A 25,906-nucleotide genomic window follows, 5' to 3' on the forward strand; every position below is an offset into this window, starting at 1 on the left:
GACTATTCCCCTCCTCCCTTGCTTTTTGCATTTTTACAGTTAACTTGCAGCCCTAAAATTTTGTAAGTATGGAGTATAATAAATTAGCTTCCGTAACCGGGCTAAGTGGCTTGTTCGAACTGGTATCTTCAAAAGCAGATGGTGCAGTAGTACGTTCCTTAGAAGATAATACCACCAAATTTGTAAGCAGCCGCATTCACAATTTTTCGCACCTGGAAAGTATTGAAGTGTTTACAGTAAAGGATAATGTTAACCTGTCGGAAATATTCCTGGCCATGAAAGCCAGCACAGAAAAACTGCCGGATGCAGGTGATGCTAAAAAGGTAAAAGCCTATTTCGAAAAAGTATATCCCGATATGGATTTCAGCAGGGTATACGCCAGCGACATGAAAAAAATGGTAAAATGGTTTGAAGCACTGGTAAAAAATAACGTAGAAATAAAACTGAGCGAATTACCGGCAGAAGAAACAGAAGCTGCTGTTGCCAAAGCAAAACCAACCGAACAAAAAGCGGCCGCAGTAAAAAATGCACCTGCTAAAAAAATCAATGCGCCGCGTAAAATGGCGTAACACGAATTAGGCGAATTGCACTAATTACACGAATTAGAAAATACAAAATCCTGTTGTGATTTTAAAGCCACAACAGGATTTTAAGATACCCCAACTCACGACTCACGTCTCACCACTCACGATTCACAACTCACGCTCATGTACACCGCCGATATTAAAAAACTACCCCGTCATTTTGTTCCTGCAAATTTTACTGTTACCGACTGGAGCAGCCTGGAACCTTTTTTTAAGAACCTGCTGGACAGGAATATCGACAGCAGGGCCGACCTGGAGCAATGGCTTAAAGACCAGAGCGAGCTGGAAGCAATGGTAAATGAAGATGCCTGCTGGCGGCAGATACGCATGACCTGTGATACGGAGAATAAAGCGCTGGAAGAAGCTTTTAATTTCTTCTTCATGGAAATTCAACCGAAGATCCAGCCTTATGCAGATGCGCTGAATAAAAAACTGGTGGCACATCCGTTGACAAGCGAACTGGATGCAGCAAAATATTTTACTTACCTGCGCAGTGTAAAAAAGAGCATTGAATTATTTAAAGAAGAAAATATTCCATTGCAGGCCGAACTGGCCGTGCTGCAACAGCAATATGGTGTAACCACCGGTAAAATGACGGTGACAGTTGACGGTAAGGAGTACACGCTGCAGCAGGCTGCTAAATTTTTAGAAAGCCACGACAGGAGTAAACGTGAAGAAGTGTACCGTAAGATACAGGACAGAAGATTGCAGGATACGGCAACATTGAATGACCTATACAACCAATTGATCGCAAAAAGAAACCAGGAAGCGTTGAATGCGGGTTTTGCAAATTACCGCGACTTCCGCTTTAAAGAACTGGGCCGCTTTGATTATACCAAGGAAGATTGTTACCAGTTTCATGATGCGGTAAAGCAGCATGTATTACCACTGGTAAACATCATTTACCAAAAGAAAAAAGCAAAGTTGGGCCTCGATACTTTAAGGCCCTGGGATATAGATGCAGAACCGCAAGGCACACAACCCCTGCATCCTTTTAAAACAAGTGAGGAACTGATCAGCAAATCCATTGAATGTTTTAACAGGCTGCGCCCCTTTTTTGGCGACTGCCTTAAAAAAATGCAGGAACTGCAACACCTGGACCTGGAAAGCCGTAAAGGCAAGGCGCCCGGGGGATATAATTGCCCATTAGCGGAAAGCGGCGCCCCGTTCATCTTTATGAATGCCGCCGGGCAAATGCACGATGTAACCACGATGGTGCACGAAGGTGGTCATGCCATTCACTCCTTCCTGGCGCACCCGCTGGAGCTGAGCGGTTTTAAAGAATACCCGATGGAAATTGCAGAAGTGGCCAGCATGAGCATGGAACTGTTCAGCATGGATGAGTGGACCACGTTTTTTGATAATGACGCCGACCTGCAAAGGGCAAAAGAACACCAGTTGGAAAGGGTGATCACTATATTTCCGTGGATCGCCATCATCGATAAATTTCAGCACTGGGTATATGAAAATCCCACACATACCAACGAACAACGCACCGCAAAATGGAATGAGATATTAAAAGAGTTCCAGGATGATGTGATCGATTACAGCGGGCTGGAAGCTTACCGCAGCAACGCATGGCAGCGCCAGCTGCATTTATTTGAAGTGCCTTTTTATTATATCGAATACGGCATTGCTCAATTAGGCGCTATCGGCATGTGGATGCAGTACAAACAAGATCCTGCACAGGCATTGGATAATTACTGCAACGCATTAAGCCTGGGCGGCACTAAAACCTTACCACAGCTTTTTGAAACAGCAGGTTTAAAATTCGATTTCAGTCCTGATAAAATAAAAGTGCTGATGGAATTTGTAAAAGCAGAAATGGATAAAATAGCCTGATCAGTTTTTGGCAGGCATATTTTTTTGAGAAAAGCTTTTACGTATCCATTTGTTGACCGGCTCTTCGTATAATGTGTAGATAGCAAGTGCTATTCCCTGCGTAAGTATAAAAACCACTATCACATACAGGTTATGATGACCTTGAAAATAAGGCGCTATAAAAGGTGTGGCAACTGCTTCTATCACCATGGTATGTACCAGGTAAAAAGCATAGGAAGTACGCCCCAGCAAACCCATCCACTTTAAGGAAAGGAATTTTGCTAAAAAACTTTTTTCGCATATCAATCCATAATATAATATCGCAACAGGTATGGGCAGTATAAAATTATTGACGAGGTAAAATTCAGTTGCCTGTTTCGGATCATTCATATTATTGCTGATAAAAAACACAGCGGTGGTCATTAAAATGCCCGTAGTTCCCAGTAAAGTATACTTCATCCCGCTTAAAGCAACACTGCCTTTCTTTTCTTTTTTCAATACACACAGCGCTAAAAAGATACCGCAAAAGAATTCAAAAAAATGTCCGAAGAAAGTAACCGAAAATACAAACTGGTAAGTATGTAAAAAACTCGTGGGCAATGTGGAAATGAATAGTGCAATTGCCAGCATTACAAAACCGCCCAGTAGTGCAGCAAAAAAATTAAAGCGTTTTATCACCCACATAATAAGTGGCGCCAGCAGGTAAAAACACTCTTCCACGGTAATGGACCAGCTGGGTTGTATGGCCCTGTCGGCAAGGTTCCTGAAAAAAGCGTGCGTTAATGTATAATTCTTAAAAAGAAATAAGGGCCTGAAATCGTGGCGCAGCAGTATGGCAATCGTTACCAGTAAAAAATAAACAGGATAAATGCGTGCAAAGCGATTGACGAAATATTGGCGCAGTTTCCATTGCTGCACTTTTTCATTTTCGTAGTACAGGTAAAAAATAAGAAAGCCGCTCAACACAAAAAACAATGCCATCACGTCAATCACCACTGTGCGGCCCAGGTAAAAAGGAAGATGCACAAAAAAAACCGCCGCAGCCCCCATTGCCCGTATACCCGTAAGCGGCGGGTAACGTTCGTTGCCAATTTTTATAGAAGAAAGAAAGCCCATTTAAAAAGAATAAGAGTCAATGAAATTACTGCTTTTACAATAAAAGGGATGGGGGCTGATAAATCAACCGCCATCCCTTTACAAACCACTTGTGTTATTACTTAGTTTTTAAGAATGGTCTTACTGAACTTTTCGTTCTCGTATTGTACTTCAATTACATAAGTGCCTTTAGGCAGGTTCGCAACATCTTTTAAAACCACTACGTTACTGCCTGTTTCAATCGCTACTTTCTTTACTGAAAGTTCTGCACCCGTTACTGATAATATCTTAAACAGTGCTGTAACCTGTTTGGTACTCTTGATAAATACTTTTACATCGCTTACAAACGGATTGGGGTATACGCTGATATTATCAGCACTAAAGGCCCCATTCAGCTTCACCAACACTATTTTTGAATAGCTTGATTTATCGTTGATGTCGATCACTTTCAAACGGTAGTATACAATGTTTGCACCCGGTGTTAAATTATCGGTATAATTATAAGTATGCGTTACTGATGAAGTACCATTACCTTTTACAGTGCCGATAGTGGTAAAATGTACCCCATCTTCACTTCTCTCCACTTCAAAGCGGTCGTTGTTCAATTCCGATTCTGTGACCCATGTAAGCAATGAACTGTTATTATTCAGTGTTGCATTGAACGATACCATTTTCACTGCCAGTGGCGAACCCACAGGGCCTATCACAGCTGTACTCATATCTGTAAAAAGGTCTCCTGCAACCGAGTAGGCATAAGAGGTAGCTGTATTGCTTACACTACCCGGTATTACCTGTGCTATGGCTTTGAACTTAACCGTATAAGTTTGGCCCACTGCCATAATACCGCCTAAACTATTGGTGGCCCCGGTACCTAAATAGAATTTTACATATTCTCTTCCGGCAGCTGTTACCGCTTTAAAAGATTTATCGAGCAGGTCAACCGCATCGGTCTGTATACCCAATGTGGCGCCGATGGCATTCACCACCTGCATGGAATTAGCAACATACGATACATTCAGTGGCAATGAATCCACCACGTATACATTGTGCGCTTCACCAGGTCCCACATTCGTTCCCGTTAGTGTATAAGTAAGTATTTCGTTCGATTCCAGCACGCCGCTGTTATTGGCATCACTCACCGTTTTATTGATCGTTACCAGCGGATCTTTTACCCTTAATGTAAATGCGAAATAGCTGGGAAAATATTGATCGGCTTCTGTACCAAACGTAAGTGTTACGGAATTGGCATTAGGCGATATACCATAACCGGTTCCAACATTTACCTGGTCAATATCAATACCCATCTGGTTGGAATAGCTGGGATTTTTGGTAGTAACATAAGCGCCGTTATTGCTGATGCTTCCGTTCCAGAAATTAGTACCCAGGTTGGCTGCATTCGATACCACTACATTATTCACTTTCACAAAATCACCATCAGGGTTCGAATTGGTAGCTCCCAGGTTACCATCACCTTCCCAACCCATTACACTCATTACTGCATCGCCTGCAGAAAGTGAGTTATTAGGAACATTCAGATCGTTCAAAGTAACAGAAACAGATGCAGGACCACTGCTGGCTGTGAACACCTGGTAGTAACCATGATAGATGCGCACACTGTTCAGCGCTGATGCAGGGTTTTCGTAAGCCACTACAATGCTCCATCCGGCAAACCTTCCGCCATTGGAAGTAGAGCCCGGAGTGGCAGGTACATCGGCTACTGTAAAAGTGCCGGCGCCATTAGACTGTACAAAAGCTGTGATATCTGAATAAGCCTGGTATACTGTTTCGGAAGTACCGGCGATCGCAAACTGGTCTACACTGGTTGCTGCGGCCAATACATTGGAATAACCCCCTGTACCTTTCCTGATCTTTACTTTACGCAAAGTATCCGGTACACTTGTAATTGCCGAGTTAAGGATACGGCCGCCCCAATACAACCTGGCATATTTAATAGTGTTGGTACCTGCAGGCAGAATAAGATCTGCAGATGTAGAGTTCTTTGTACTGGATACACCGTCGATATCAGCAAACTGCATGTTATCGTCATCGTTACCATACTGCGTGTAGCCCACACCGCCTTGTCCGTTTAAAGGATCGGATATTTCATTCATCCGGCTGGTACGTACAACTCCGGAACTGTTTACAATATGCATACTGGTGTTACCCAATACAGCAGTACCGCCTTTAAGGTTGGCAGAATAAACCTGTGTGTAACTGTTGATGGAATTTTGTGCCTGTAAATTCATTGGCATTTGTGCAAGCAATGATACAAGCAGAGCTAGCGCTCCGAGCGTAAAATTTTTAGACATTTTCTTGTGTTTTAGGTGTGCAAAAAATTAAACACAGGAATAGAGGAATCAGGTAATTTTTACCAGGATACTGATAGTGCGTTATTTCTTAAATTGGGAGGTGGTATTTATAGCACAGGAAAATGGGTCGGACAAAAGGGTGCTTGGTTTCAGGATTCAAAGATAGTAATTTTACTGTTAAATGCAAATAAAAACTCATCTTTTTTTAAGATGAGTTTTTTATAAAGCGCATTTTCGGGCAGGCATTTACGGCATGCCATATGCGCTAAGTCGTTTAAAGTCAGCACCGATCAATGTATCAACACCGATCTTTTATTACCTCGCCAGGCCCAGGAATTGCTGGTTCACTTTTTTAATGATATAGCCGCTTATCCAACCAACATAAGCATATTTGGGAAAAATGAATTTTTTACCGGGGTTGATGGTATTGATCTGTTTTACCAGTTCATCCAGCCATATAGCACCTGCCAGTAATGCTTTCTGATCGTAGGTGTTCACCACACGGGTAATGTTCTTTTGCGTTGCAGTTGCTTCATCCGCATTCTGTATAAAAGAAAGATCCGGTTGTGTCAGCGATTTATAATCGGTATAGATGCGCTGGCGGAACTCTTCAATATCACCGCTGCTTAACTCCGTGTAATTATTAATGGCGCTGCTTTTAGGATGCAGCAGCGAAGCAATGGACCATACAATACCACCGGACAGGTACACCACATCCCTCGATTTAAAATCGGGTTTGCTCACCAGCTCATCTATCAGTACTTTATTAAGGCTGTCTTTTACCAGTTGTTCAGCAGCTTTTGAAAAGGTTTCCAAATTGCCCTGTGCTTTTGATTCCACCAAACGCTGAAATGATTTGGTGCCCAAAGAAAAGGTGACCGGCACAAATTTTTTCTCTCTCGAAAAATAGCCACCCTTGGTATTACCGCTTCCTATATCCAGCTGGTTGTTGATGTACCTGCCTTTTTGCGGTACAATGCCGGTAAAGCTCAGTTCCGATTCCTGCTCCGGCGTTACATACATGATGTGAATGGCAGTATCAATATTCTTTGGTCGTATCACGTTGGCAAAATAATCCACCTTTTCGTATTTGTCCAGCTCCTGCTTTAACCCGCTGCTGATAACAATATAAGTACGCTTGCTCGTTACTTTATAACGATCAGCAACGATCTCCATTAATTTTGCAATCGCATCACGGCTTTCTTTTTCGCTTTGATAAGATAAAGATGCAGCATCGGTATTGATGGCGGTATCCAGTTTTAAAGTATAATCATACTGGCGGTCTTTATTTAAAGTAACCTCTATCACACTTAGCTTGATACCCTTTGCACCTACTTCAATACCGGCATACAGGTCGCCAATGCCCTGCACACTTTTTAAAAGATTCTCCACCACGTTGGCTATTACTTTAAAACCAAGGCTACGGTAAATAGCGATCGCTTTTTTATAATGCACCACTGCCGAATCGGTCTGGTCCGTTTTGGAATAATAATTACCCAATCCTTCATTGGCAAAAGCCAGGCAGTAAAAATCTTTTTCTATGGTAGCTTTTTCCAATCCTTTTTTAAAGAATTCTTCGGCCGCTTCAAATTGCTGTGCTTCCAGTAATGAGGTGGCGGTTTTAAGTGTGCGGAAAGTAGCCTGGTTTTTTATGTTCTGCGCCTTTGCGCTGATGCTGGCACATAACACAACAAGTACCAGTATTTTTTTACATAACATTGGTGTAATAGTTTGATTCAGTAAAGTATTGCGGTTGGGGCATGGGCAGTTAAGACGGGTGCGGAATTAGTAATAAGGCAGTAGTTATTGTTTCGGCTAAGATAAAACCATTCGCCATTGTGCCCGTAAAAAAACGGGTGCAATTGTAAACAGCTTTTCCCCTGTGTAAAGTGGATAACCGCAGAGTATATTTTAAAAAAAACTTATTTGCAATCGGAGCAGATGCCGTTCACCACCATTTCAGCGTGTTTGGGTGTAAATCCTATGGGCAATCTTACTTCCGGTATGGTCACATCATCCAGGCAGATGGTCTTGTTGCAGGCGTCGCAGATAAAATGCACATGGTTATCGTGGTGATGGCCGGCCTGGCAATCCTGCCTGCACAGTGCATACAAAATAGAGTTATCAGTAGTGGGAATATTATGAATAATGCCCTTATCAACAAAGGTCTGCAGGGTGCGGTACACGGTCACACGGTCAAAGCTTTCGCCGGTGCTTTTTTCAATATCGGCATGCGCCAATGCACCGGGACTGCTTAAAAACAGTTCCAGTATCTTTTTGCGCCCGTCGGTAACGCTCAGGTGATTCTTTTTTAATATGTCGAGGAGGGTGTCCATATTGAATTGCAAAGGTACGGAAAAGCTCGTGAGTGGTGAGTGGTCAGTAGTGAGTAAAGAACCTGCCATATCAAGCCCACACTCACTACTGACCACTCACCACTGACGACTCACGTTAATTAGGGTTGCTGCTGAAGCCGTTCATAAATCTTTTAGAAGTTACTTTTTCTTTCAGCAGGCCTTTAATATCGGTGATCAGTTTTTCTATCTCATCATTTTTCAGTCCGTCATACACACCGCCTCTTACCCTGCCTTCTTTATCCACCAGTGCAAAGAACTGGGTATGAATGAACTGGTCTTTTATCAACTGGTTACTATCGGGTTTACCATTATCAATACCATAAGCCTGCCGGGCCATTTTGTACAGGGAAGTTTTATCGCCGGTCAAAAAGTTCCAGTTCTTATTCAGCAGCGGCCTTTTGATATTGGGCGTATCATAATCAATGGAAAAAGAGCCATCCGCATTTTTTACCAGGTTGCCCCTTACCATTTTATCTTCATAGGCTTTTAAAAGCGGAACAGAATCCACTTCGGGCATACAGGTATGGGAGAGTATCATAAAGTTGGGCTCGTCTGCAAATACTTCATACACCCGGCGCATATTGGCGTTCATTTTAGGGCAGATACCCCTGCAGGTGGTAAAAAAGAATTCTGCCACATATACCTTGCCCTCCACATCCCGCTGGCTGATGGTTTTGCCATTTTGATTGATAAAGGAAAAATCCCCCACATTATCGATCCTGATGGGCAGGGTGGAATGAGAAAAATCATAATCATTAAAAACCAACAGGTAAAAGCCGCCCAGCAGCACTATAAAAAAAACGACGTATAACAGCAGCTTCTTACTCATAAAATAATTTGCGCAAATTTAAGCCAAAGCATGCCTTGGGCAGTTTAGATAAGCACCTGATTTCAAGCTTTGTGAATCTTTTTTAAAAATTGCAACATTATTGCAAATATACGTATCTTTGTCGCCCACAACATGAAATTCAAATTAAACTGGGACGCCCTGGGTATCATTACTTCCGTAGCATGCGCTATTCATTGCGCCCTGCTGCCGCTGATCGTTACCAGCCTGCCGGTGTTTGGTATCAACATAGTGGACAATAAATTGTTTGAATGGGGTATGATCGCACTGGCTTTTGTAGTGGGTTCGTATGCATTGTTTCATGGCTATTTTGTGCACCACCGTTCTTTTACTCCCATCATTGTTTTTTCTATCGGTTTTGTTTTTCTCATACTCAAGCAATTATTTCACCAGCTCGATTATTGGTTTTTAGTTCCCGCTGTTATACTCATTGTATCTGCACATTATTACAATTACAGGTATTGCCACCGTAGTAAGTGCAGCTCGCCGCATCATCAACACTAATCCCCCCAACCCCCTGAAGGGGGCTTTTATAGACTGCAGGCAGTAAAAGAATTCATTATCTTGTTGCATTAAAACAGGATAATGAAAAAGATATTTTTTCTTGGCATTGCATTTATTTTTATTGCTCAGCTGTCATCAGCACAATCAAAAGATGAAACAGTGATAAGGCAATCGCTGGAAGAGCAGCGGGCCGCCTGGAATGCCGGCAATATTGATCGCTTTATGCAAACTTACTGGCAAAGCGATTCGCTGATGTTTATTGGCAAAAGCGGTATTACCTATGGCTGGCAAAAAACGCTGGAGAATTATAAAAAGGGCTACCCGGACACAACGGTAATGGGTACACTGGATTTTAATATCCTGGAAGTAAAACGTTTATCGGTATTATATTTTTCCGTGGTGGGTAAATGGCATTTAACCCGCAGCGTGGGCGATGCCGCCGGTTATTTTACTTTATTATTTAAAAAGATCAAGAATAAATGGGTGATCGTGATGGACCACAGCAGTTAACGGTTCACAACTTCCATTTGCGCCAGAGGTGCACTACCAGTACTATTAAACTGGCCAGCGAAAAAAAGTAAAAAAGATAATTGGTCCAGTTGGGGTGATGCTCAAAAAAAGCGTAGTCTTTATAAAATCCTATAAATACATTGACCATCATCCACAGCAATACCAGGGATATGGTTTGCATGATCCTTATTAAAAATTCCTTTGTTTCGTTTTCGATTCCCATAATTGCGCCAGCCTATAAAATTACATTATTCTGCAAACAAGTAGCGGCTTTTAATAAGGAGAAAAAGGATCACTGTATAAGGATGCGCTTAAATGCAGCGCTGTCGCCGCTAAAGGCATTAAAGTCTACAAAGGCATCGATGCCGTTCACATGGCCCGTTTCGTTGTATTGCCAGAAAAGCCAGTTGCGTTTTATCCTCGGTTTGTCCTGCACCAGGTAATGCGCCACCCACAAAGGATAATCATCAAATTTTCCTGCTAAAAAGTTTTCGTAAAAATCCACGTTGGTATAGATCACCGGCTTTACTTTATATTTTTTCTCCACCATCACCAGCCAGTCTTTGGCCCGCTGCTGTATATCCGTTACGGAAGCCCCGTTGGTTCTTTCAATATCCAATACAGGAGGCATATCACCTTTTTCCAGCGTAACGGTTTCAATAAAATTCTCGGCCTGTGCTTTGCCGCTTTTGCTGGATATAAAAAAATGATAGGCGCCACGGGGTATGCCTGCTTCTTTTGCTTTGAACCAGTTGCGGCGGTAAGCGGCATCAACATCATTCAACCCTTCGGTGGCTTTAATGAATGTAAACCCTATCCTGATATTCTTATCCTGCATATTACTTACATCCTCCCAATCAATAGCGGCCTGGTGGCGGCTTACATCAATGCCATGTATGGAATAGTTTACGGGAACAGGAATGCCGAATGCAGGATAACGCACAAAGCGGGGGCGGTTAAAATAATTGGTAATTAAATAAACAGCCAGTGCAGCTGCTGCCAGGTAGATTACAGATACAGTAAGTATTTTAAAAACAGTTTTCTTCTTTTTTGCCACGTTCAATTGGTTGCAGCAAAGTACTGCAATGTTGTGCAATAAAGAAAATAGTTTTAGGCTGCTGCAATGGGATTAACAGAAATTATAGTTTTAAAGCAGTTTTATTTCAGCAGCTTTTTCACGTATTTAAAATCGCCCACTATTACCTGCAGGTTATACTCGCCGGCAGCTAAGTTTTTAGAAGGGATCTCCAGGTATTCCGAACCAGCGGGCAGTGCCACCTTCCTCGTATATATCAATTGACCTACGGAGTTAAACAGGTTAATATTTGCAGAAGATTGCGCCGCAAAATTCCGGAGATAAATATAAAACTGGTCTTTTACCGGGTTGGGAAATACCTGTACGATATTGTTGCCGTTAACCACATCAAATACTTTGGTGGTGGTATTATTCTTTGTTATCAACCAATAATCGGGATCAATTAAAACGGTATCAGCAACAAAGCCAATATTACTGAAAAATTCTTCGCCATTCACCTTATTATCCAGCACGATCGTTTTTTCCTGCGTGCTGTTTTTAAATTTCAATGCTACGGGCAATGCAAAAAAGCTTACAGATGGATGCGAAGTGGTCTGGCTCATTTTTACTTTTACATAACCGGTACCAACCGTACTCCATTGTACATTGTAACTGGGGTAGCCCTGGTTCTTGTACCAGTCGCTGAAGAATTGTGTAAGGTCCTGCTTGCTTTCATCCTCCAGGTTTCTTTGCAGGTCGGTGGTATGTGCAAAATTGTAGATCACTTTCGGGTCTTTCTGGTAATTCCGCAATGCACGGAAAAATGCAGAATCACCCAGTTTCCAGCGCAGCATATACAATACATGAGAGCCTTTAAGATAAGTAAGCCGGTAATCGAACACCCTGTTCACACTGGTAGTATCATCCACCCATACAGAGCCGCCGGGCTGGGCTGTAATACTGGCGATCTCGCTTTTACGGTTAGTTGCCGTTTGAGCAGGATATTTGTTTTCTGTATAAAAACTGGCGAGGAAGGTTGCAAAACCTTCGTTCAACCATATTTCCCGCCAGCTGCCGCAGGTAATTTTATCGCCAAACCATTGGTGGCCCAGTTCGTGCGCTATCAATCCTTCATTGATGGATATTACAAAGGTAGATGTCTGGTGTTCCATACCTCCGCCCCATCCAAATTGCACATGGCCATATTTTTCTTTAATGAAAGGATAATCGCCAAAAGTTTTATGGTACAGCTGCATAGCATCCAGCACATTTTGTGTACCTGCCTGGAAGGAAGCCAGGTTTTCAGGATAGCAGAAAGTTTGCATGGGCAATGTAACACTGCCCAGTTGCACCGTGTTATTGAATACTGAATAATTGGTAACCGCAAAACACATCAAATAAGTGGCAATAGGATAACGATGCTTCCAATGCGTGATCTTTTTTGTACCACCTGCAATCAATGTTTCGCTTTGCAATAAACCATTGGAAGCTGCTTTGTACTGTTGCGGTGCCGTTATAAAAATATCGATAGAATCTGCTTTGTCATCCAGCCAGTTCTTACAGGGCCACCAGTCGCGGCTGCCATAAGGTTCGCTGAGGCTCCACATAACGGGAACGCCTGCATGCTGATCCTGTATAAAAGAACCAAAGCCCGTTGTGGGTGGTACCCCCTGGTAATAAACACTTACAGAATCCAGTGTACCTGCGTTGAGAGGATTGGTAAAATTGATGGTGACCGCATTGTTGGCCTGCTGCACCACCAGTTTGGTATTTCTTTGTTTTACGCTATCCACTACCAGTGGGCTCATCAGGTCCATATTGATAGATGTGGCTGCATCGGATGGCACGAAATACATGGTCACTTTTCCGTTGATATAACGCACTGCAGGATCTACTTCCCATTCGCAGCGGTAATACTTTACATCGTAGCCCGATGCTGCAGTAATGATGTTATCAATTGGTTGCTCCAACCTTATATGGTTCAACTGCTCGGCAAGAGCAATATCTTTTATTTGTTTGCAATTATCAGCAGGTGTTTGAGCAGTAGCCTTCAGAATGATACAGCAGATAAATATTGTAATAAAACGCATATATAAGTGTATAATTAATAGTTAAACGGATTTAACAAAGTTCCTAAAGTTTTGTGAACGGGCAATAAAGAAATTGTCTGCCCGTTTAAAATATTCCTGTTTTTTATTAACGTAACCCGGCAGCAAATATTTCAGCTATGACAAAAAGAAATCATTTCGTTCGCAGCTTTACAGCTTTTACTATTTTATTCACCAGCATTGCTTTTTTACCTGCTCATGCACAGGTAAAAAAAGACAGCACTCAAAAAAAGCTGTTGGCCAAACTGGGCAAAAAAGAAGCAGCGCTTGTTACAATAAAAGATGCCAACGTGGTATATCCCGACCTGCTGTGTGGCAACGAAGAACAATCACTCGATTATATTGAAAAATTTTCCAACAACAGGAGGGAATATTTGATCCGCACTTATAATAAAGGCAAAAAATTCTTTCCAAAAGCTGCTGCTATTTTAGGCAAGCACAATATTCCCAACGAATTCAAAGTGTTACTGGCCCTGGAAAGCGCCTTTAATGCCAATGCAGTATCCAAAGCCGGTGCGGTGGGTTACTGGCAGATAATGGATGAAGTAGCCAAGGAATATGGTTTAAAATATGCGCCGCATTTAAGCGCTGCAGAAAAAAAGCGTCAACTGAAACTGGCGAAGGCCCTTGCTAAAAAAGAGCATAAGAAATATAAACCGGTGATTATTAAAGATGAAAGAAAGAATTTCGACCGGTCCACCTACCTGGCTGCACGTTATTTAAAAGACCGCTGCCGCAACCTGGACAATGATTACCTGCTGGTGGTGGCCAGTTACAATTGCGGTGTAGGCAATGTGTGGGAAGCCATGAAAAAAACCGGCAAGGATGATCCTGACTTTTGGGATGTAAAGAATTACTTACCTGCTGAGACCAGGAGCTACGTGATGAATTTTATTGCGTTGAATGTGATCTTTAATAACTACGAAAAATTTTTAAGCAACACACTTTGTTTTAAACCGGTAGTAGTTAAGGCCAATAAATTACAGGAAAATATGACGGAGGAGCTGGAAGAGGGCGCTTCTGCAAATAATAAATAATATCGCCGCTGCTATAAATATTCACTTGCCAGTACATTTGTACTGGTTTTTTTATAAATAAACTAACAATGAAAAAAATCTGGTACATTGTCGCTTCCGTTTGTACCGCAATTATTGCGCTTTGGTTTGTAGCAAATGTAACCGGCATGTTGCAACGTTACAAAATCTCTACATCCGCTAATGAACCCACTATCAAAATCGGTGACCATGTTTTTATAAGTAATTTAAAAACTCCACGCCTGCTGAACTATGTTGTTTTTGCAAGTAGTTACGAAGATTCGATATTGGCAATAGCGTATCAATCTGGTACTACAAAAAACAGTCGTTACATGCACAGACTTTGTGGTATGCCCGGCGATACTATTAAGATGGTAGACGCAGTACTTTTTGTGAATAACATCAATGTTGATGAAAAGCTGAACGTAAAAAATGATTTTATCATCACAAAAGAAGCATTTGCTTTAATTGGTGAAGAAGATATGCCTCAAGAGATGGACGCAAATACTGGTTTCGGAATATTAAAAGACAGTGCATTCGTCCGGTTTGATAACTCGCAGATAAAAAAGTACCAGTCAAAAATTAAATTCAGTCCCAACCTGAATAAAGACAGCATTTCTGCGGACGGTCCGTTTAAGTGGCTCGACAAAAATTTGAGATGGACCGCAGATAATTTTGGCCCTTTTATAATCCCCCAGGATTGCTATTTTGTATTGGGCGATAACAGGCATTCAGCAATGGACAGCAGGTATACCGGCTTTATTAAAAAAGCAGATATTAAGGGAGTGGTGCTCAGCAAATAAGTTGCATTCAACGTGCCTTTGCAGCATGCCGCAGTTCAACTGGAATGATAGTAGCTGAGACCAGGAGCTATGTGATGAATTTTATTGCGCTGAATGTGATCTTTAATAACTACGAAAAGTTTATAAATAATACGCTTTGCTTTAAACCCATACTGGCAAAAGCAGCCACTACCGAAGCTTCTTTTGGAGAAGATTATAGCATCGGATCACTTCGTTACTTTAACCAGGTCTTTTTTAAGGATATAGCCATGTATGTATTTGTCGTTTGAACTTTTAAAACTTACCTGTACAAAATTTTGCAATTCCCTTATCTGCGAAGCTATATCGCCTTTTAAAAGATAACCTTTGCGGGGCTTGCTGCCCAATTTTGGATTATTATAAAAAAATGTTTTAGCAGCCGTTACTTTCCATTCTGCTTCTACATACTCGGGTGAGCTGTTAAATTTTTCGAATGTTACATCCCCCAGTTCTGTTGCATCAATGGTTGCATCTTCTGTATCTTTTTCCGGATCAGTGGACTGAAAACTTCCGTTTTCTTCTTTAACCAGCATCCAGTTTTTAGTTGCCGGTTTGTAGGTAAAATAATAATGGTAGTACCAGCGCCAGTTGCTGCCGCCATAAAAATCAATTGAAAAACCATTATTTTCGATTGATAGTCCTTCATAAGGATCGCCAAATACACCACCGCAACTCCTGCACATAATGGCGCTGTCATTTCTTTTTTCCAATTTAAGTTTACCATCGGGTTTGCGTATCAATAAAAACATGGGTCTTTTTACATCTTCTGTTGCAGTATCTTCCCCTGTTACTTTCAAAATTAATATGGCATCTGCTTTTCCATCTGCATTCAGGTCGCCGGTAACATAATCCAGCATTTCATATCCTTTTAATACAAATGGTTTTGCTTCGGCAGGTAATACTTTTTCCTGCGCATTCAACTGGTTTAAAATAAAGCATAAAATGACAAACAACAGGCATTTGCTCATAACGAAATTTTTATACGCTAAAGTAAAAACAAATCATTCATCCTGCAATTATAAACTACCTTTGCAATATGCCGCAGTTCAACTGGAATGATAGTACCAATTTATTAAGCAAGCTTACCCCACGGCGTTTTTTTAATGGCATTAAAGTACTCAGCAGTTTTTATGCAAGCAGGCTGTTAAACAAACCGGTGCAATGGGGTTATCCTGTCTCTATTTCATTTGAGCCCACCACCAGCTGCAACCTGCGCTGCCCCGAATGCCCCAGTGGTCTTAGACAATTTACCCGGCCCACCGGCATGCTTAAAAAAGATTTTTTCAGGGAAACCATCGATGATATCTATAAAGAATTATTATACCTCATCTTTTATTTCCAGGGCGAACCCTATTTAAATCCTGATTTTTTAGAGATGGTGCAATATGCTTCTTCCAAAGGCATTTATACGGCCACCAGCACCAATGCCCATTATCTTACCGATGAAAATGCCAGGCGCACGGTTGAAAGCGGTTTGGATCGCCTGATCATTTCTATCGACGGTACCACGCAGGATGTTTATAAGCAATACCGTGTGGGCGGCAATCTTGATAAAGTAATTGAAGGTGCAAAGAACATTGTAAAATGGAAGAAAGAATTAAAGAGTAAAACACCCTTTGTGTTCTTCCAGTTTTTAGTGGTAAAGCCTAATGAACACCAGGTGGAAGAAATTAAAAAACTGGCAAAGGAAGTGGGCGTGGATGAAGTGCGTTTTAAAACGGCGCAGGTATACGATTACGAGACCGACCCCAACAATCTTATTCCCACTACCGATAAATTCAGCCGTTATAAAAAGAATGCAGATGGCACCTACACTGCCAAAAATAAATTAGCCAACCGCTGCTGGAAACTGCAGCACGCCAACGTAATAACCTGGGATGGGCTGGTGGTGCCCTGTTGTTTTGATAAAGATGCGATGCACCGCTTAGGTAATTTAAAGCACCAGTCTTTTAAAGAGATCTGGCACAATGATAATTACAAACAGTTTCGCACAGAATTGATGAAGAGCCGCAAGAACATTGATATCTGCGCCAACTGCAGCGAGGGCGCTTCGGTATGGAAAGACTAACGAATATTTAGCCAATTCTTTTGCGCTAATTTGTATTTTTACTTATGCCCAGTACTTTTAATAACCGCCTCCGACAAATCATTTTACTGCTGATCATTATCCTGTTGGCTATTCTATTGCTCAACCAGCTGTATGTTTTTTTACCGGGCTTTTTAGGCGCTATTACATTGTATATTTTATTAAGAGAGAGTTATTACCGGCTCACCATCATCAAACGATGGAATAAAACCGCTACTTCACTGCTTTTTATTATTGCCAGCCTGGTGGTGATCGCTTTACCGGTATATTTTTCCATCAACCTGCTGACTGATAAAGTGGCCGGTATCCTTTCCAACCCCATGGAACTGATGATGGATGCCAAGATCGTAGGGCAAAAAATATTTGAAAAAACAGGCATCCAGTTACTCACCGATGAGAACCTGGCTGCTTTTCAGAAAAAGGCCGCTACTATCATACCGAGCCTGCTCAACAGTTCGGCCGGTATCCTCAGCAATTTTGCCATCATGTTCTTTCTTTTATATTTTCTTTTAAAAAATGGCCGCCAGGTGGAAAAATTCCTGGACCGCTTTATTCCTTTAAAAGCAGAGAATGTGGAGCTACTGAGCACCGAAACAAAGAATATCATTAAGGCCAATGCCATCGGTATTCCGGTGCTGGCCATTATACAGGGTATACTGGCTGCCATTGGCTACGCCATTTTTGGCGTAAAAGATTGGGGTTTGTGGGGGTTTTTAACCGGCATTTTCTCGATGGTGCCGGTGGTGGGCACCGCGGTAATATGGGTGCCGCTTACCCTGTACCTGTACTCAACCGGTAAGGCGGGGCCCGCGCTGGGCCTGCTTATTTACGCAGTAGTGGTCATTACCAATGCAGATTATGCCGCCCGGCTTACCATTCTTAAAAGGTTAATGGATGTACATCCATTAGTTACTATTTTTGGGGTAATTGTTGGTATAGGTTTATTTGGGTTTTGGGGCGTAATTTTCGGACCTTTGCTCATCAGTTACTTTATCATTTTGGTAAAGATCTATATAAACGAATTTGGCAGCAGCAGGCCGCCCGAAGCTGCGCCTTCACCTAAAGATTAATTTATGGGTATACAGGAAGACATTAACCAATCGAAGTTCCGGAACGAATACCAGAAAGCCGGCATCAATATCATCTACACTTTTAACTGGATGAACGAACAGATCAAGAACCTGTTTGAAACGCATGGCCTTACTTCACAACAGTTCAACATTCTCCGCATTCTCCGCGGTGCGGGGCAGCCGCTTTCCACCTTGCAGATACGGCAACGCATGCTCGATAAAATGAGCGATACCAGCCGTATTGTTGACCGCCTGGTATTAAAAGGGCTGGTAAAAAAAGTTATTTCAAAAGTGGATAAACGCCTGGTGGATGTATCCATTACCGAAAAAGGTAAAAAGCTGCTGGCCAAACTGGATGGCCACCAGGATGATATGGATGCTGTGCTGAGCAATCTTACCGAAAGCGAGGCTAAAACTTTGAATAAATTACTGGACAAGATCCGCGACTCTAAATAATTCAACTCCCCGTAATGAGATCTTTATTGCTTGTTTTTTTAACTGTTGTCTTCAGTTTTTTCTTTCAAGTTGCAACTGCACAGGATTCTGTTGCCTCCAAGCCCGAGTTTCGGGGTGTATGGGTGGCTTCGGTTGATAATATCGACTGGCCTTCGCAAAAAAACCTCAGTTCCGACGCACAAAAGGCCGAATTCATCCGCCTGCTGGATATGCACAAGGCCAATGGCATGAATGCCATGATCGTACAGGTGCGCCCGGCTGCTGATGCTTTTTATCCCTCTCCTTACGAACCCTGGAGTGAATGGTTGACTGGTAAACAAGGTCAGCCTCCCGTGCCTTATTACGATCCATTGGCTTTTATGCTGGAAGAAACGCATAAACGCGGCATGGAGTTTCATGCCTGGATGAATCCTTACAGGGCGGTATTCAATATCAACAGTTCTTCTATTTCCCCTACCCATATCACCCGCCTGCACCCCGAATGGTTTTTAACCTACGGCGATAAAAAATATTTCGATCCCGGTAATAAAGAAGTGCAGCAATATGTTACCAATATTGTAAAAGATGTGGTGAGCCGCTATGCGGTGGATGCGATTCATTTTGATGATTATTTTTATCCATACCGCATTGCAGGCAAAGAATTTCCGGATGATGAAAAATATCGTGTATACGGCAACGGTATGAATAAGGATGACTGGAGAAGGAGCAATACCGACTCTATTATTGTGATGATCAGCCGTGCCATTAAAGCCGAGAACCCGAAATGCCAGTTTGGTATCAGTCCCTTTGGTGTATGGCGCAATATTGATAAAGATCCTGACGGCAGCAATACCAAGGCCGGCCAAACCAATTACGACGACCTGTATGCGGATATTGTATTGTGGCTGAAGAATGGCTGGATAGATTATGTAACGCCGCAGATATACTGGGAGTTTGAACATAAGCTGGCGCCTTTTGAACCTATCCTGAACTGGTGGAGCACCCATTGTTATGGTAAGAATTGCTATATCGGCCTGGGTATTTACAGGGCCAACAGCAATGCCAACTGGAGGGATAAAACGCAATTGCCCCGGCAGATAGAAGCCATCCGAAATACACCCAATGTGCAGGGCATGATCTTTTTCAGCAGCAAGAGCTTTGATAAAAACCCCAATGGCTGGAGCGATAGCCTGCGCCTCCATTATTTTGCCGTGCCGGCTAAAACACCTGCGATGCCGTGATGCATCATTTGATGTAGGATTTTGTGTGCGGTATTTTTTATTCATTTGAACGTTTAACACACGATGCGTTCCTACGGAACGCTGTAACCATCCCTGTTTTTTAGGTCTACCCATGAAGTGTTCCTACGGAACAGAGGAGTATTACGTTGATCCGGGAGATTCATTTCAATGAGGATATGTCGTCGGAACAATCCTATTTTGTTCCGTAGGAACACCTCGTTGGTAGCAAAGGTTTTGTGGGAGAGGGTTTTTGTTCCGGAGGAACATTTCGTGGGTGGAAAAATGGTTAGGCCATTTTTCGTTCCGTAGGAACGTTTGGTGAGGCATAACGTTTATCATTGATTACGTTACAAATAATATTCGTTTGGGGCCATAAAACAGCGATCTACACAAATGTTAAACATCGCCTGATTTATGCCGGGGATACAACGATTGGGATAAATTTTTCGTCATATTGTTTACCTTTGCCGGGTAATTGAAGGGCGCCGGAAATGCCCTTATCAATTATTCATTTTTTCACTCTCAATTCTATTTTATGCCCGGCTTTGAATTATGGAGCGATGCGGAACGCAAACATGTAAATGATGTGCTGGAAACAGGCATCCTGATGCGTTATAATTTTGATGGTCCCCGTAAAGGGATCTGGAAAGCCAAAGAGCTGGAGCAGGAGATCTGTAACCGCCTGGGCAGCAAATATGCGCAACTGGTGAGCAGTGGTACTGCCGCATTAACTACAGCGCTCAGTGCCCTGGGCGTGGGCTATGGCGATGAAGTGATCATGCCTGCATTTACATTCGTGGCCAGTTTTGAATCGGTATTAAGCGTGGGTGCCGTGCCGGTACTGGTGGATATTGATGATACCCTTACCCTTGACCCTGCAGCTGTACGCAATGCTATTACGCCGCAAACAAAAGTGATCATGCCCGTACATATGTGCGGCGCTATGGCCGACCTGGATGCATTACAGGCCATCTGTAAAGAGCATGGTTTGTTTTTACTGGAAGATGCCTGCCAGGCTTTTGGCGGTTCTTATAAAGGAAAAAAATTAGGGACCATCGGTGATGCCGGTACTTTTAGTTTTGATTTTGTAAAAACAGTCACCTGTGCCGAAGGCGGTGCTGTGATCACGAATAATGAAGATATCTATATCAAAAGCGATGGTTACAGCGATCATGGACACGACCATATCGGTAACGACCGTGGCGCGGAAACGCATCCTTTTATCGGCTATAATTACAGGATCAGCGAATTGCATGCTGCCGTAGGTTTGGCACAGATCAAAAGAATGGATGAGTTCATCGGCATTCAGAAAAAGAACCATGCCGCTTTAAAAAATATACTGGCCACGGTTCCCGAGATCAGCTTTAGAAGGATACCGGATGAAGCAGGTGACAGCTGTACTTTTTTAAGTTGGAGCCTGCCCACTGCTGCCATTACCAATGCAGTAGTGAACGAAATGAAAGAACAGGGCATCCTTGCCGGTAATTTTTATTATTATAACAACAACTGGCATTATATCCGCAAATGGGATCATCTTAAAAATTCCGTTACGCTGAATGCGTTAAGCCCGGAGCTGAAAGAAAAAGTGATCCATCACGCCAATAAAGATTTCAGCGCCAGCGATGCTATTATCGGCCGCAATATTTCTACCCTCATCAATTTAAGCTGGACGGAAGAGCAGCTGAAAGAAAAAGGCGAAAAAATGGTGGCTGCCGTAAAAAAGATACTGGCAAAACATTCCGTATCGATTTAAACCTTACCTGGATTTAAAAAAATTATTTAACCACCACGATAAAAAAAATCCAAAGTGTTGCAGCCCGAAACTCCGTTACCAGAAAAAAGCGCCAGTATTATTTTTCCTTATTTAAAGTATTCTGGAGGTATTGATGTTGACATCAATGATGTTTTTAAAATAGAAGACGACGCTCCTGTGATCGGCGCCTCTTATATGAATTTGCCTGATGGTAAAGAACAAAAAATGGAGATCATCTTTAAAAGAGTATTACCGGATTGTTTTTTATTTTATGGTTTTGATATGGGCATGCTGTTCACACAGGTAATGCCTTCGGATCTTACCGACAGCTTACGGTTAGATAACCTGCACCAGGTTGCAAAGGAAAATCTTATCTACTTCTATGAAAATGAAAAAAAGCCCGAGATACGTTCTTCAGAAAAGGGCATGAACATGATTGTTTGTGGCGGCAGTTACGAAGCTACCCTGGTATTATTTGAGGGCATGTGGCTGAATTTCCAGGAGCAATTGCAAAACAGTTTATACATCGCAGTTCCTGCAAGAGATGTGATTCTTTTTACCACAAAAGATAACTTACCGGCCATCGACGAGATCAGGAATTTTGTGAAGCAGCATTATTACAGTTTCGGAAAACAACTGTCTAAGTACCTGTATAAAATGGAAGGCGATATCTGGAGTGTGGCCGAAAAACTGGTTGATTAACTGGTTCAATAAGGAGCCGTTGCATTCGGCTTTCCTTCCATCCAATCGCATTGCTGTACCGATCCCAGGCGGAATTTAAAGGGCAGTTTGGTGGCCTTTTCCAGCTGCAATTCCTTCCTGCAAAAAAATCCAAAGTTTTGTGTATAAAAATTACTGGTAATTACCGGAATGGCGGCTTTTTGCTCAACCTGGGGCTTTTTTTGTGGAAATCCTAAAAAATATTTTCCGCCTTTTTTTACCAGCGATAAATTGCAAAAATGTGGTGTATCTAATTGAATTACAGTTAAATATTGACGGTCAGGCGTAAGGGAAATTGTCGTGCTTTTTTGCGCAAAAGCGCCTTTCACCACAAAAATCATGCAAAAAAATAAAATTTTAGCTTTTTCATTCATTTTAAAAGCAAGTTTGTCATTAAATTTACAACCAATTACAGCAATATACGCTGTAATGGCTGTTAAAGTTTTGAGGTGGTGGACAGGTGTACGGCCGATTGTTTAAACTAAACCTAGCCCGCAAGGGTGCTTCGATAAACCATATGTCATTAAGCCAGGGACTATATCAAAAGCAATTGCAGAAACTATCGCCCCAGCAAATTCAGCTAATGAAATTGCTGCAGGTGCCCACTGCTATTTTAGAAGAACGCATCAAAGAAGAGATAGAGGAAAATCCGGCACTGGAGCAGGCAGAGGAGGATCATAAAGATGAATATGATGAAACGAATGATGAATTTAAAGACAGCGAGGATGATTTTGAAGCAGATGGCAGCGAAGATGATTACGATAATTTAGACATCAGTGAATATGTGAGCGAGGGCGATGATGAAGTGGGCGATTATAAATTAAGGGATGATAATTATCCCGAAGTGGATGACGGCAAAGTGATACCACATAAGGTTGAAGTAGGTTTTAATGAGCTGATGCTGGAGCAACTGGGCCAACTGAACCTGGATGATCATCAACAGAAAATTGCAGAACAGATCATTGGCAACCTGGATGATGATGGTTATTTAAGAAGGGATATTTCCTCTATTGTTGATGACCTGGCCTTTCGCCAGAATATCAATACCACCGAAGAAGAGATAGGCCAATTAGTGCTGCAGATACAGCAGTTCGATCCGCCGGGTATTTGCGCCCGTAACCTGCAGGAATGTTTGCTATTGCAATTAGAAAGAAAGCTGGATGAAGGCAAGCATGTGGAAATGGCCATGAAAGTACTGGAAAAGTATTTTGATGAGTTTACAAAGAAGCATTATGAAAAAATTCAACGGGGTTTGAATATCAATGATGATCAGCTGAAGGAGATCATTAAGCAGATCATTAAATTAAATCCTAAACCGGCGGGCAATATTGGTGATACTAACAAAGGCGAAAGCTATGTGATACCCGATTTTTTTATTGTGAACAATAATGGCAAGCTGGAACTTTCACTTAATAGCAAGAATGCGCCCGACCTCCGCATCAGCGAAGGATACCGCGATATGCTGAAAGATTATGAACGCGGCAGTAAGAAAGATAAACGCCAGAAAGAAGCTGTTTTCTTTATTAAACAAAAGATAGATGCCGCTAAATGGTTTATTGATGCCATTAAGCAAAGGCAAAATACGTTGCTAAATACCATGGAAGCCATCATGAATTACCAACGTGAATTCTTCATCACCGGCGATGAAACAGAATTACGCCCCATGATATTGAAATACATTGCAGAAGCTACTAATCTTGATATCTCCACCGTAAGCCGTGTGGCCAACAGTAAATTTGTACAAACCGAATTTGGTACTTACCGCCTTAAATTCTTCTTTAGTGAGAGTTTGCAAACTGAAAGCGGCGAAGAAGTAAGTACCAGGGAGGTTAAAAAGATACTGAGCGACCTTATTGGCGAAGAAAGTAAGAAACATCCTTTAAGTGATGAGCGCCTTACTGAACTTTTACAGGAAAAAGGTTATAATATTGCACGGCGCACTGTTGCCAAGTACAGGGAGCAACTGAATATACCGGTTGCCCGTTTAAGAAAAGAATTATAAAGTATGGAGTACAAAGTACTGAATACAGATCTACCGGTTGAAGAACAACCGGTTCAAAAGCATTTCCCTTTAGCGGTGAGCGTATTGGCGCATTTTTTTTCTTATGTTTTCCATCCTTTATTCGTTCCAACTTATGTGGTGGCTTTTTTAGCCTTTGTGCATCCCTCTTATTTTGCTGGTTTAACTACTTATGAAAAATACCGCATTGTTTTTACCACGGTATTGAACACGGTATTTTTTCCGGCCTTTGCCATTTTGCTGATGAAAGGTCTTGGGTTTATCAAATCTGTTATGCTGCATAGCCGGCAGGACAGGATCGGCCCTTATCTCTCCAGCATGATATTTTATTTTTGGGCTGCCTGGGTTTTCTTTAAATCAACACCACAGCTTGCTTTAATAATGCCTTCTTTTATGACCGGTGTTTTTTTAACTACTGTAGTAGGTTTATTATCGAATATTTATTTTAAGATCAGCATGCACGCCATGGGCATGGGTGGCCTGGTGGGTATATTCCTTATTATTATGCTGTACAATACCATGCTGATGACATGGCCTTTGTGCATTGCCGTATTGATCGCAGGGATCGTTTGTACGTCCCGTTTAATTGTAAGCGATCATTCTCCTAAAGAAATTTACTGGGGTTTATTCTGGGGATTGGTTTGCCAGGTGGCCGCGGGGATATTTGTGTTGTAGTTTCCCGAAAATTCTTTTCGGGTGTTTCCCGAAATTTTATTTCGGGCCATATCTCGAAATAAAATTTCGAGGCACGCACAAAAAAGAATCCCCACCATGCGGTAGGGTATCTTTCTCCTGTTGTGCCTAACAATAAAACTTTTAAACTGTAGAATGAAAAAAAGCTAACTGTTCAGTATTTTAGAAACGGCGGTGTACTTTTTTGTTGGGTGATATAAAAACATACAACTACCATTTTTTATTGTCTCAATTATTTTTTTATTCAGATTTTCCGGTACTGCAGGGCATCCATAACTTCTGCCGAGGTAACCATTGCTGTTTACAAAATTTTCATTCACATACGCTGCGCCGTGCATTACGATGGCTCTTTCCAGTGCATTGTCGTTAATACCTTTTTCGCAGCCCTGTAACCTTAATGAATAACCATTGTTGCCATTGTAGGTACTCATTGTGATAAAAAATCCTAAACTTGTTTTATGCGATTCTTCTGCATTGGAAAAATCATTGGCATATTCCAGTCCCGAATTGCGGCCATGCGCCACCAGTGAATTGAATAACAGTTCGCCGGTGTTCATATCCAGCACGTACAATCTTTTTTGTGAGGAAGGTTTACTGTAATCAACAATGGTCAATACTTCACTGTTGTTGAGCAGGTTCTTCTCTTTTAAATAATTATACCCTTTAAAGGCATAATCGAATGCTTCTTTTGATAAACCGATGGCTGTTAAGTTCCAGTCTGCATAATGGTCTATCAGTGCAACTGTTTTGGCCACGCCGGCATGCAGTTGTTTAACGATATTATTATTTCCAGCAAGAGGAGAAGAAACATTTGCCATAAGCAATAATGCAGGCAAAATCGCAAACGCGTTACGGATTAATCTCATTCTAATTGGGTTTTCAG

The 25,906-nt window shown here is 42.0% G+C and carries 26 protein-coding genes; 15 read left to right on the forward strand and 11 right to left on the reverse strand.

Going from position 1 to position 25,906, the window contains the following annotated elements; genetic code table 11:
- Positions 1 to 68: 68 nt before the first annotated feature.
- Together QM738_RS04980 and QM738_RS04985 are read left to right on the forward strand one after the other, a co-directional pair.
- Positions 69 to 569, forward strand: coding sequence for a DUF5606 family protein (locus QM738_RS04980; RefSeq protein WP_462275573.1), 501 nt, complete (start codon positions 69 to 71; stop codon positions 567 to 569).
- A gap of 138 nt (positions 570 to 707) precedes the next feature.
- Positions 708 to 2,426: a M3 family oligoendopeptidase gene (locus QM738_RS04985; RefSeq protein WP_462275574.1), complete on the forward strand. Its 1,719-nt coding sequence runs from the start codon at positions 708 to 710 to the stop codon at positions 2,424 to 2,426.
- Here the strand turns inward: QM738_RS04985 and QM738_RS04990 are convergent, their stop codons facing one another.
- The 5 genes from QM738_RS04990 to QM738_RS05010 all read right to left on the reverse strand — a co-directional run bounded on the left by QM738_RS04990 (position 2,427) and on the right by QM738_RS05010 (position 8,995).
- On the reverse strand, positions 2,427 to 3,521 hold the full coding sequence (locus tag QM738_RS04990) for an acyltransferase family protein (RefSeq protein WP_462275575.1): 1,095 nt from the start codon (positions 3,519 to 3,521) through the stop codon (positions 2,427 to 2,429).
- Positions 3,522 to 3,622: 101 nt separating this feature from the next.
- Entirely contained in the window at positions 3,623 to 5,809 is a 2,187-nt protein-coding gene (locus QM738_RS04995; RefSeq protein WP_462275576.1) for a T9SS type A sorting domain-containing protein, read from the reverse strand.
- 315 nt (positions 5,810 to 6,124) lie between these two features.
- The gene (locus tag QM738_RS05000; protein WP_462275577.1) at positions 6,125 to 7,528 is read right to left on the reverse strand and encodes a hypothetical protein; all 1,404 of its coding nucleotides are present in this window, start codon (positions 7,526 to 7,528) and stop codon (positions 6,125 to 6,127) included.
- A gap of 203 nt (positions 7,529 to 7,731) precedes the next feature.
- Positions 7,732 to 8,214, reverse strand: a complete 483-nt coding sequence (locus QM738_RS05005; protein WP_462275578.1) for a Fur family transcriptional regulator — start codon at positions 8,212 to 8,214, stop codon at positions 7,732 to 7,734.
- Positions 8,215 to 8,260: 46 nt separating this feature from the next.
- Complete coding sequence (locus QM738_RS05010) at positions 8,261 to 8,995, reverse strand: SCO family protein (RefSeq protein WP_462275579.1); 735 nt, start codon at positions 8,993 to 8,995, stop codon at positions 8,261 to 8,263.
- A gap of 132 nt (positions 8,996 to 9,127) precedes the next feature.
- Between QM738_RS05010 and QM738_RS05015 the strand changes: the two genes are divergently transcribed.
- Both QM738_RS05015 and QM738_RS05020 read left to right on the forward strand, forming a co-directional pair.
- Entirely contained in the window at positions 9,128 to 9,517 is a 390-nt protein-coding gene (locus tag QM738_RS05015; RefSeq protein WP_462275580.1) for a MerC domain-containing protein, read from the forward strand.
- A gap of 81 nt (positions 9,518 to 9,598) precedes the next feature.
- Positions 9,599 to 10,027: a YybH family protein gene (locus QM738_RS05020; protein ID WP_462275581.1), complete on the forward strand. Its 429-nt coding sequence runs from the start codon at positions 9,599 to 9,601 to the stop codon at positions 10,025 to 10,027.
- 4 nt (positions 10,028 to 10,031) lie between these two features.
- On the opposite strand, the gene QM738_RS05025 is transcribed toward QM738_RS05020, so the two are convergent.
- The 3 genes from QM738_RS05025 to QM738_RS05035 all read right to left on the reverse strand — a co-directional run bounded on the left by QM738_RS05025 (position 10,032) and on the right by QM738_RS05035 (position 13,132).
- The gene (locus tag QM738_RS05025; RefSeq protein ID WP_462275582.1) at positions 10,032 to 10,208 is read right to left on the reverse strand and encodes a hypothetical protein; all 177 of its coding nucleotides are present in this window, start codon (positions 10,206 to 10,208) and stop codon (positions 10,032 to 10,034) included.
- A gap of 111 nt (positions 10,209 to 10,319) precedes the next feature.
- Entirely contained in the window at positions 10,320 to 11,084 is a 765-nt protein-coding gene (locus QM738_RS05030) for a glycoside hydrolase family 25 protein (protein WP_462275583.1), read from the reverse strand.
- A gap of 101 nt (positions 11,085 to 11,185) precedes the next feature.
- Positions 11,186 to 13,132 (reverse strand): M1 family aminopeptidase, encoded by a 1,947-nt coding sequence (locus QM738_RS05035; protein WP_462275584.1) that lies wholly within the window; start codon positions 13,130 to 13,132, stop codon positions 11,186 to 11,188.
- A 137-nt stretch (positions 13,133 to 13,269) separates the two neighbouring features.
- Here QM738_RS05035 and QM738_RS05040 point away from each other — a divergent pair, with 137 nt between their 5' ends.
- The 3 genes from QM738_RS05040 to QM738_RS05050 all read left to right on the forward strand — a co-directional run bounded on the left by QM738_RS05040 (position 13,270) and on the right by QM738_RS05050 (position 15,256).
- Complete coding sequence (locus QM738_RS05040) at positions 13,270 to 14,187, forward strand: lytic transglycosylase domain-containing protein (RefSeq protein ID WP_462275585.1); 918 nt, start codon at positions 13,270 to 13,272, stop codon at positions 14,185 to 14,187.
- 68 nt (positions 14,188 to 14,255) lie between these two features.
- Positions 14,256 to 14,987 carry a signal peptidase I gene (gene lepB / locus QM738_RS05045; RefSeq protein ID WP_462275586.1) on the forward strand — a complete coding sequence of 244 codons (732 nt, stop codon included), beginning with the start codon at positions 14,256 to 14,258 and terminating at the stop codon, positions 14,985 to 14,987.
- A gap of 44 nt (positions 14,988 to 15,031) precedes the next feature.
- Complete coding sequence (locus tag QM738_RS05050; RefSeq protein WP_462275587.1) at positions 15,032 to 15,256, forward strand: hypothetical protein; 225 nt, start codon at positions 15,032 to 15,034, stop codon at positions 15,254 to 15,256.
- Here QM738_RS05050 and QM738_RS05055 read toward each other — a convergent pair.
- On the reverse strand, positions 15,194 to 15,973 hold the full coding sequence (locus QM738_RS05055; protein ID WP_462275588.1) for a hypothetical protein: 780 nt from the start codon (positions 15,971 to 15,973) through the stop codon (positions 15,194 to 15,196). The two genes, QM738_RS05050 and QM738_RS05055, sit on opposite strands and share 63 nt — an antisense overlap.
- 68 nt (positions 15,974 to 16,041) lie before the next feature.
- Here QM738_RS05055 and QM738_RS05060 point away from each other — a divergent pair, with 68 nt between their 5' ends.
- The 6 genes from QM738_RS05060 (at position 16,042) to QM738_RS05085 (ending at position 22,292) form a co-directional block, all read left to right on the forward strand.
- A complete protein-coding gene (locus QM738_RS05060; protein WP_462275589.1) occupies positions 16,042 to 17,073 on the forward strand; it encodes a radical SAM/SPASM domain-containing protein in 1,032 nt (343 codons plus the stop codon).
- 44 nt (positions 17,074 to 17,117) lie between these two features.
- The gene (locus QM738_RS05065; RefSeq protein ID WP_462275590.1) at positions 17,118 to 18,161 is read left to right on the forward strand and encodes an AI-2E family transporter; all 1,044 of its coding nucleotides are present in this window, start codon (positions 17,118 to 17,120) and stop codon (positions 18,159 to 18,161) included.
- Positions 18,162 to 18,164: 3 nt separating this feature from the next.
- On the forward strand, positions 18,165 to 18,617 hold the full coding sequence (locus QM738_RS05070) for a MarR family winged helix-turn-helix transcriptional regulator (RefSeq protein WP_462275591.1): 453 nt from the start codon (positions 18,165 to 18,167) through the stop codon (positions 18,615 to 18,617).
- A gap of 14 nt (positions 18,618 to 18,631) precedes the next feature.
- Positions 18,632 to 19,837, forward strand: coding sequence for a glycoside hydrolase family 10 protein (locus tag QM738_RS05075; RefSeq protein WP_462275592.1), 1,206 nt, complete (start codon positions 18,632 to 18,634; stop codon positions 19,835 to 19,837).
- Positions 19,838 to 20,372: 535 nt separating this feature from the next.
- Positions 20,373 to 21,590, forward strand: a complete 1,218-nt coding sequence (locus tag QM738_RS05080; RefSeq protein WP_462275593.1) for a DegT/DnrJ/EryC1/StrS family aminotransferase — start codon at positions 20,373 to 20,375, stop codon at positions 21,588 to 21,590.
- Positions 21,591 to 21,644: 54 nt separating this feature from the next.
- A complete protein-coding gene (locus QM738_RS05085) occupies positions 21,645 to 22,292 on the forward strand; it encodes a DUF1444 domain-containing protein (RefSeq protein ID WP_462275594.1) in 648 nt (215 codons plus the stop codon).
- Positions 22,293 to 22,297: 5 nt separating this feature from the next.
- On the opposite strand, the gene QM738_RS05090 is transcribed toward QM738_RS05085, so the two are convergent.
- Positions 22,298 to 22,651, reverse strand: a complete 354-nt coding sequence (locus tag QM738_RS05090) for a hypothetical protein (protein ID WP_462275595.1) — start codon at positions 22,649 to 22,651, stop codon at positions 22,298 to 22,300.
- Between the two features lie 176 nt (positions 22,652 to 22,827).
- Between QM738_RS05090 and rpoN the strand changes: the two genes are divergently transcribed.
- Positions 22,828 to 24,312 (forward strand): RNA polymerase factor sigma-54, encoded by a 1,485-nt coding sequence (rpoN, locus tag QM738_RS05095; RefSeq protein WP_462275596.1) that lies wholly within the window; start codon positions 22,828 to 22,830, stop codon positions 24,310 to 24,312.
- A 3-nt stretch (positions 24,313 to 24,315) separates the two neighbouring features.
- The gene (locus tag QM738_RS05100; protein WP_462275597.1) at positions 24,316 to 25,005 is read left to right on the forward strand and encodes a hypothetical protein; all 690 of its coding nucleotides are present in this window, start codon (positions 24,316 to 24,318) and stop codon (positions 25,003 to 25,005) included.
- 164 nt (positions 25,006 to 25,169) lie between these two features.
- Here QM738_RS05100 and QM738_RS05105 read toward each other — a convergent pair whose 3' ends face one another.
- On the reverse strand, positions 25,170 to 25,889 hold the full coding sequence (locus QM738_RS05105) for a murein L,D-transpeptidase catalytic domain family protein (RefSeq protein ID WP_462275598.1): 720 nt from the start codon (positions 25,887 to 25,889) through the stop codon (positions 25,170 to 25,172).
- Between the last annotated feature and the right edge of the window lie 17 nt (positions 25,890 to 25,906).

The sequence above is a fragment of the Ferruginibacter sp. genome (assembly GCF_049840995.1).
Taxonomy (GTDB): domain Bacteria; phylum Bacteroidota; class Bacteroidia; order Chitinophagales; family Chitinophagaceae; genus Ferruginibacter.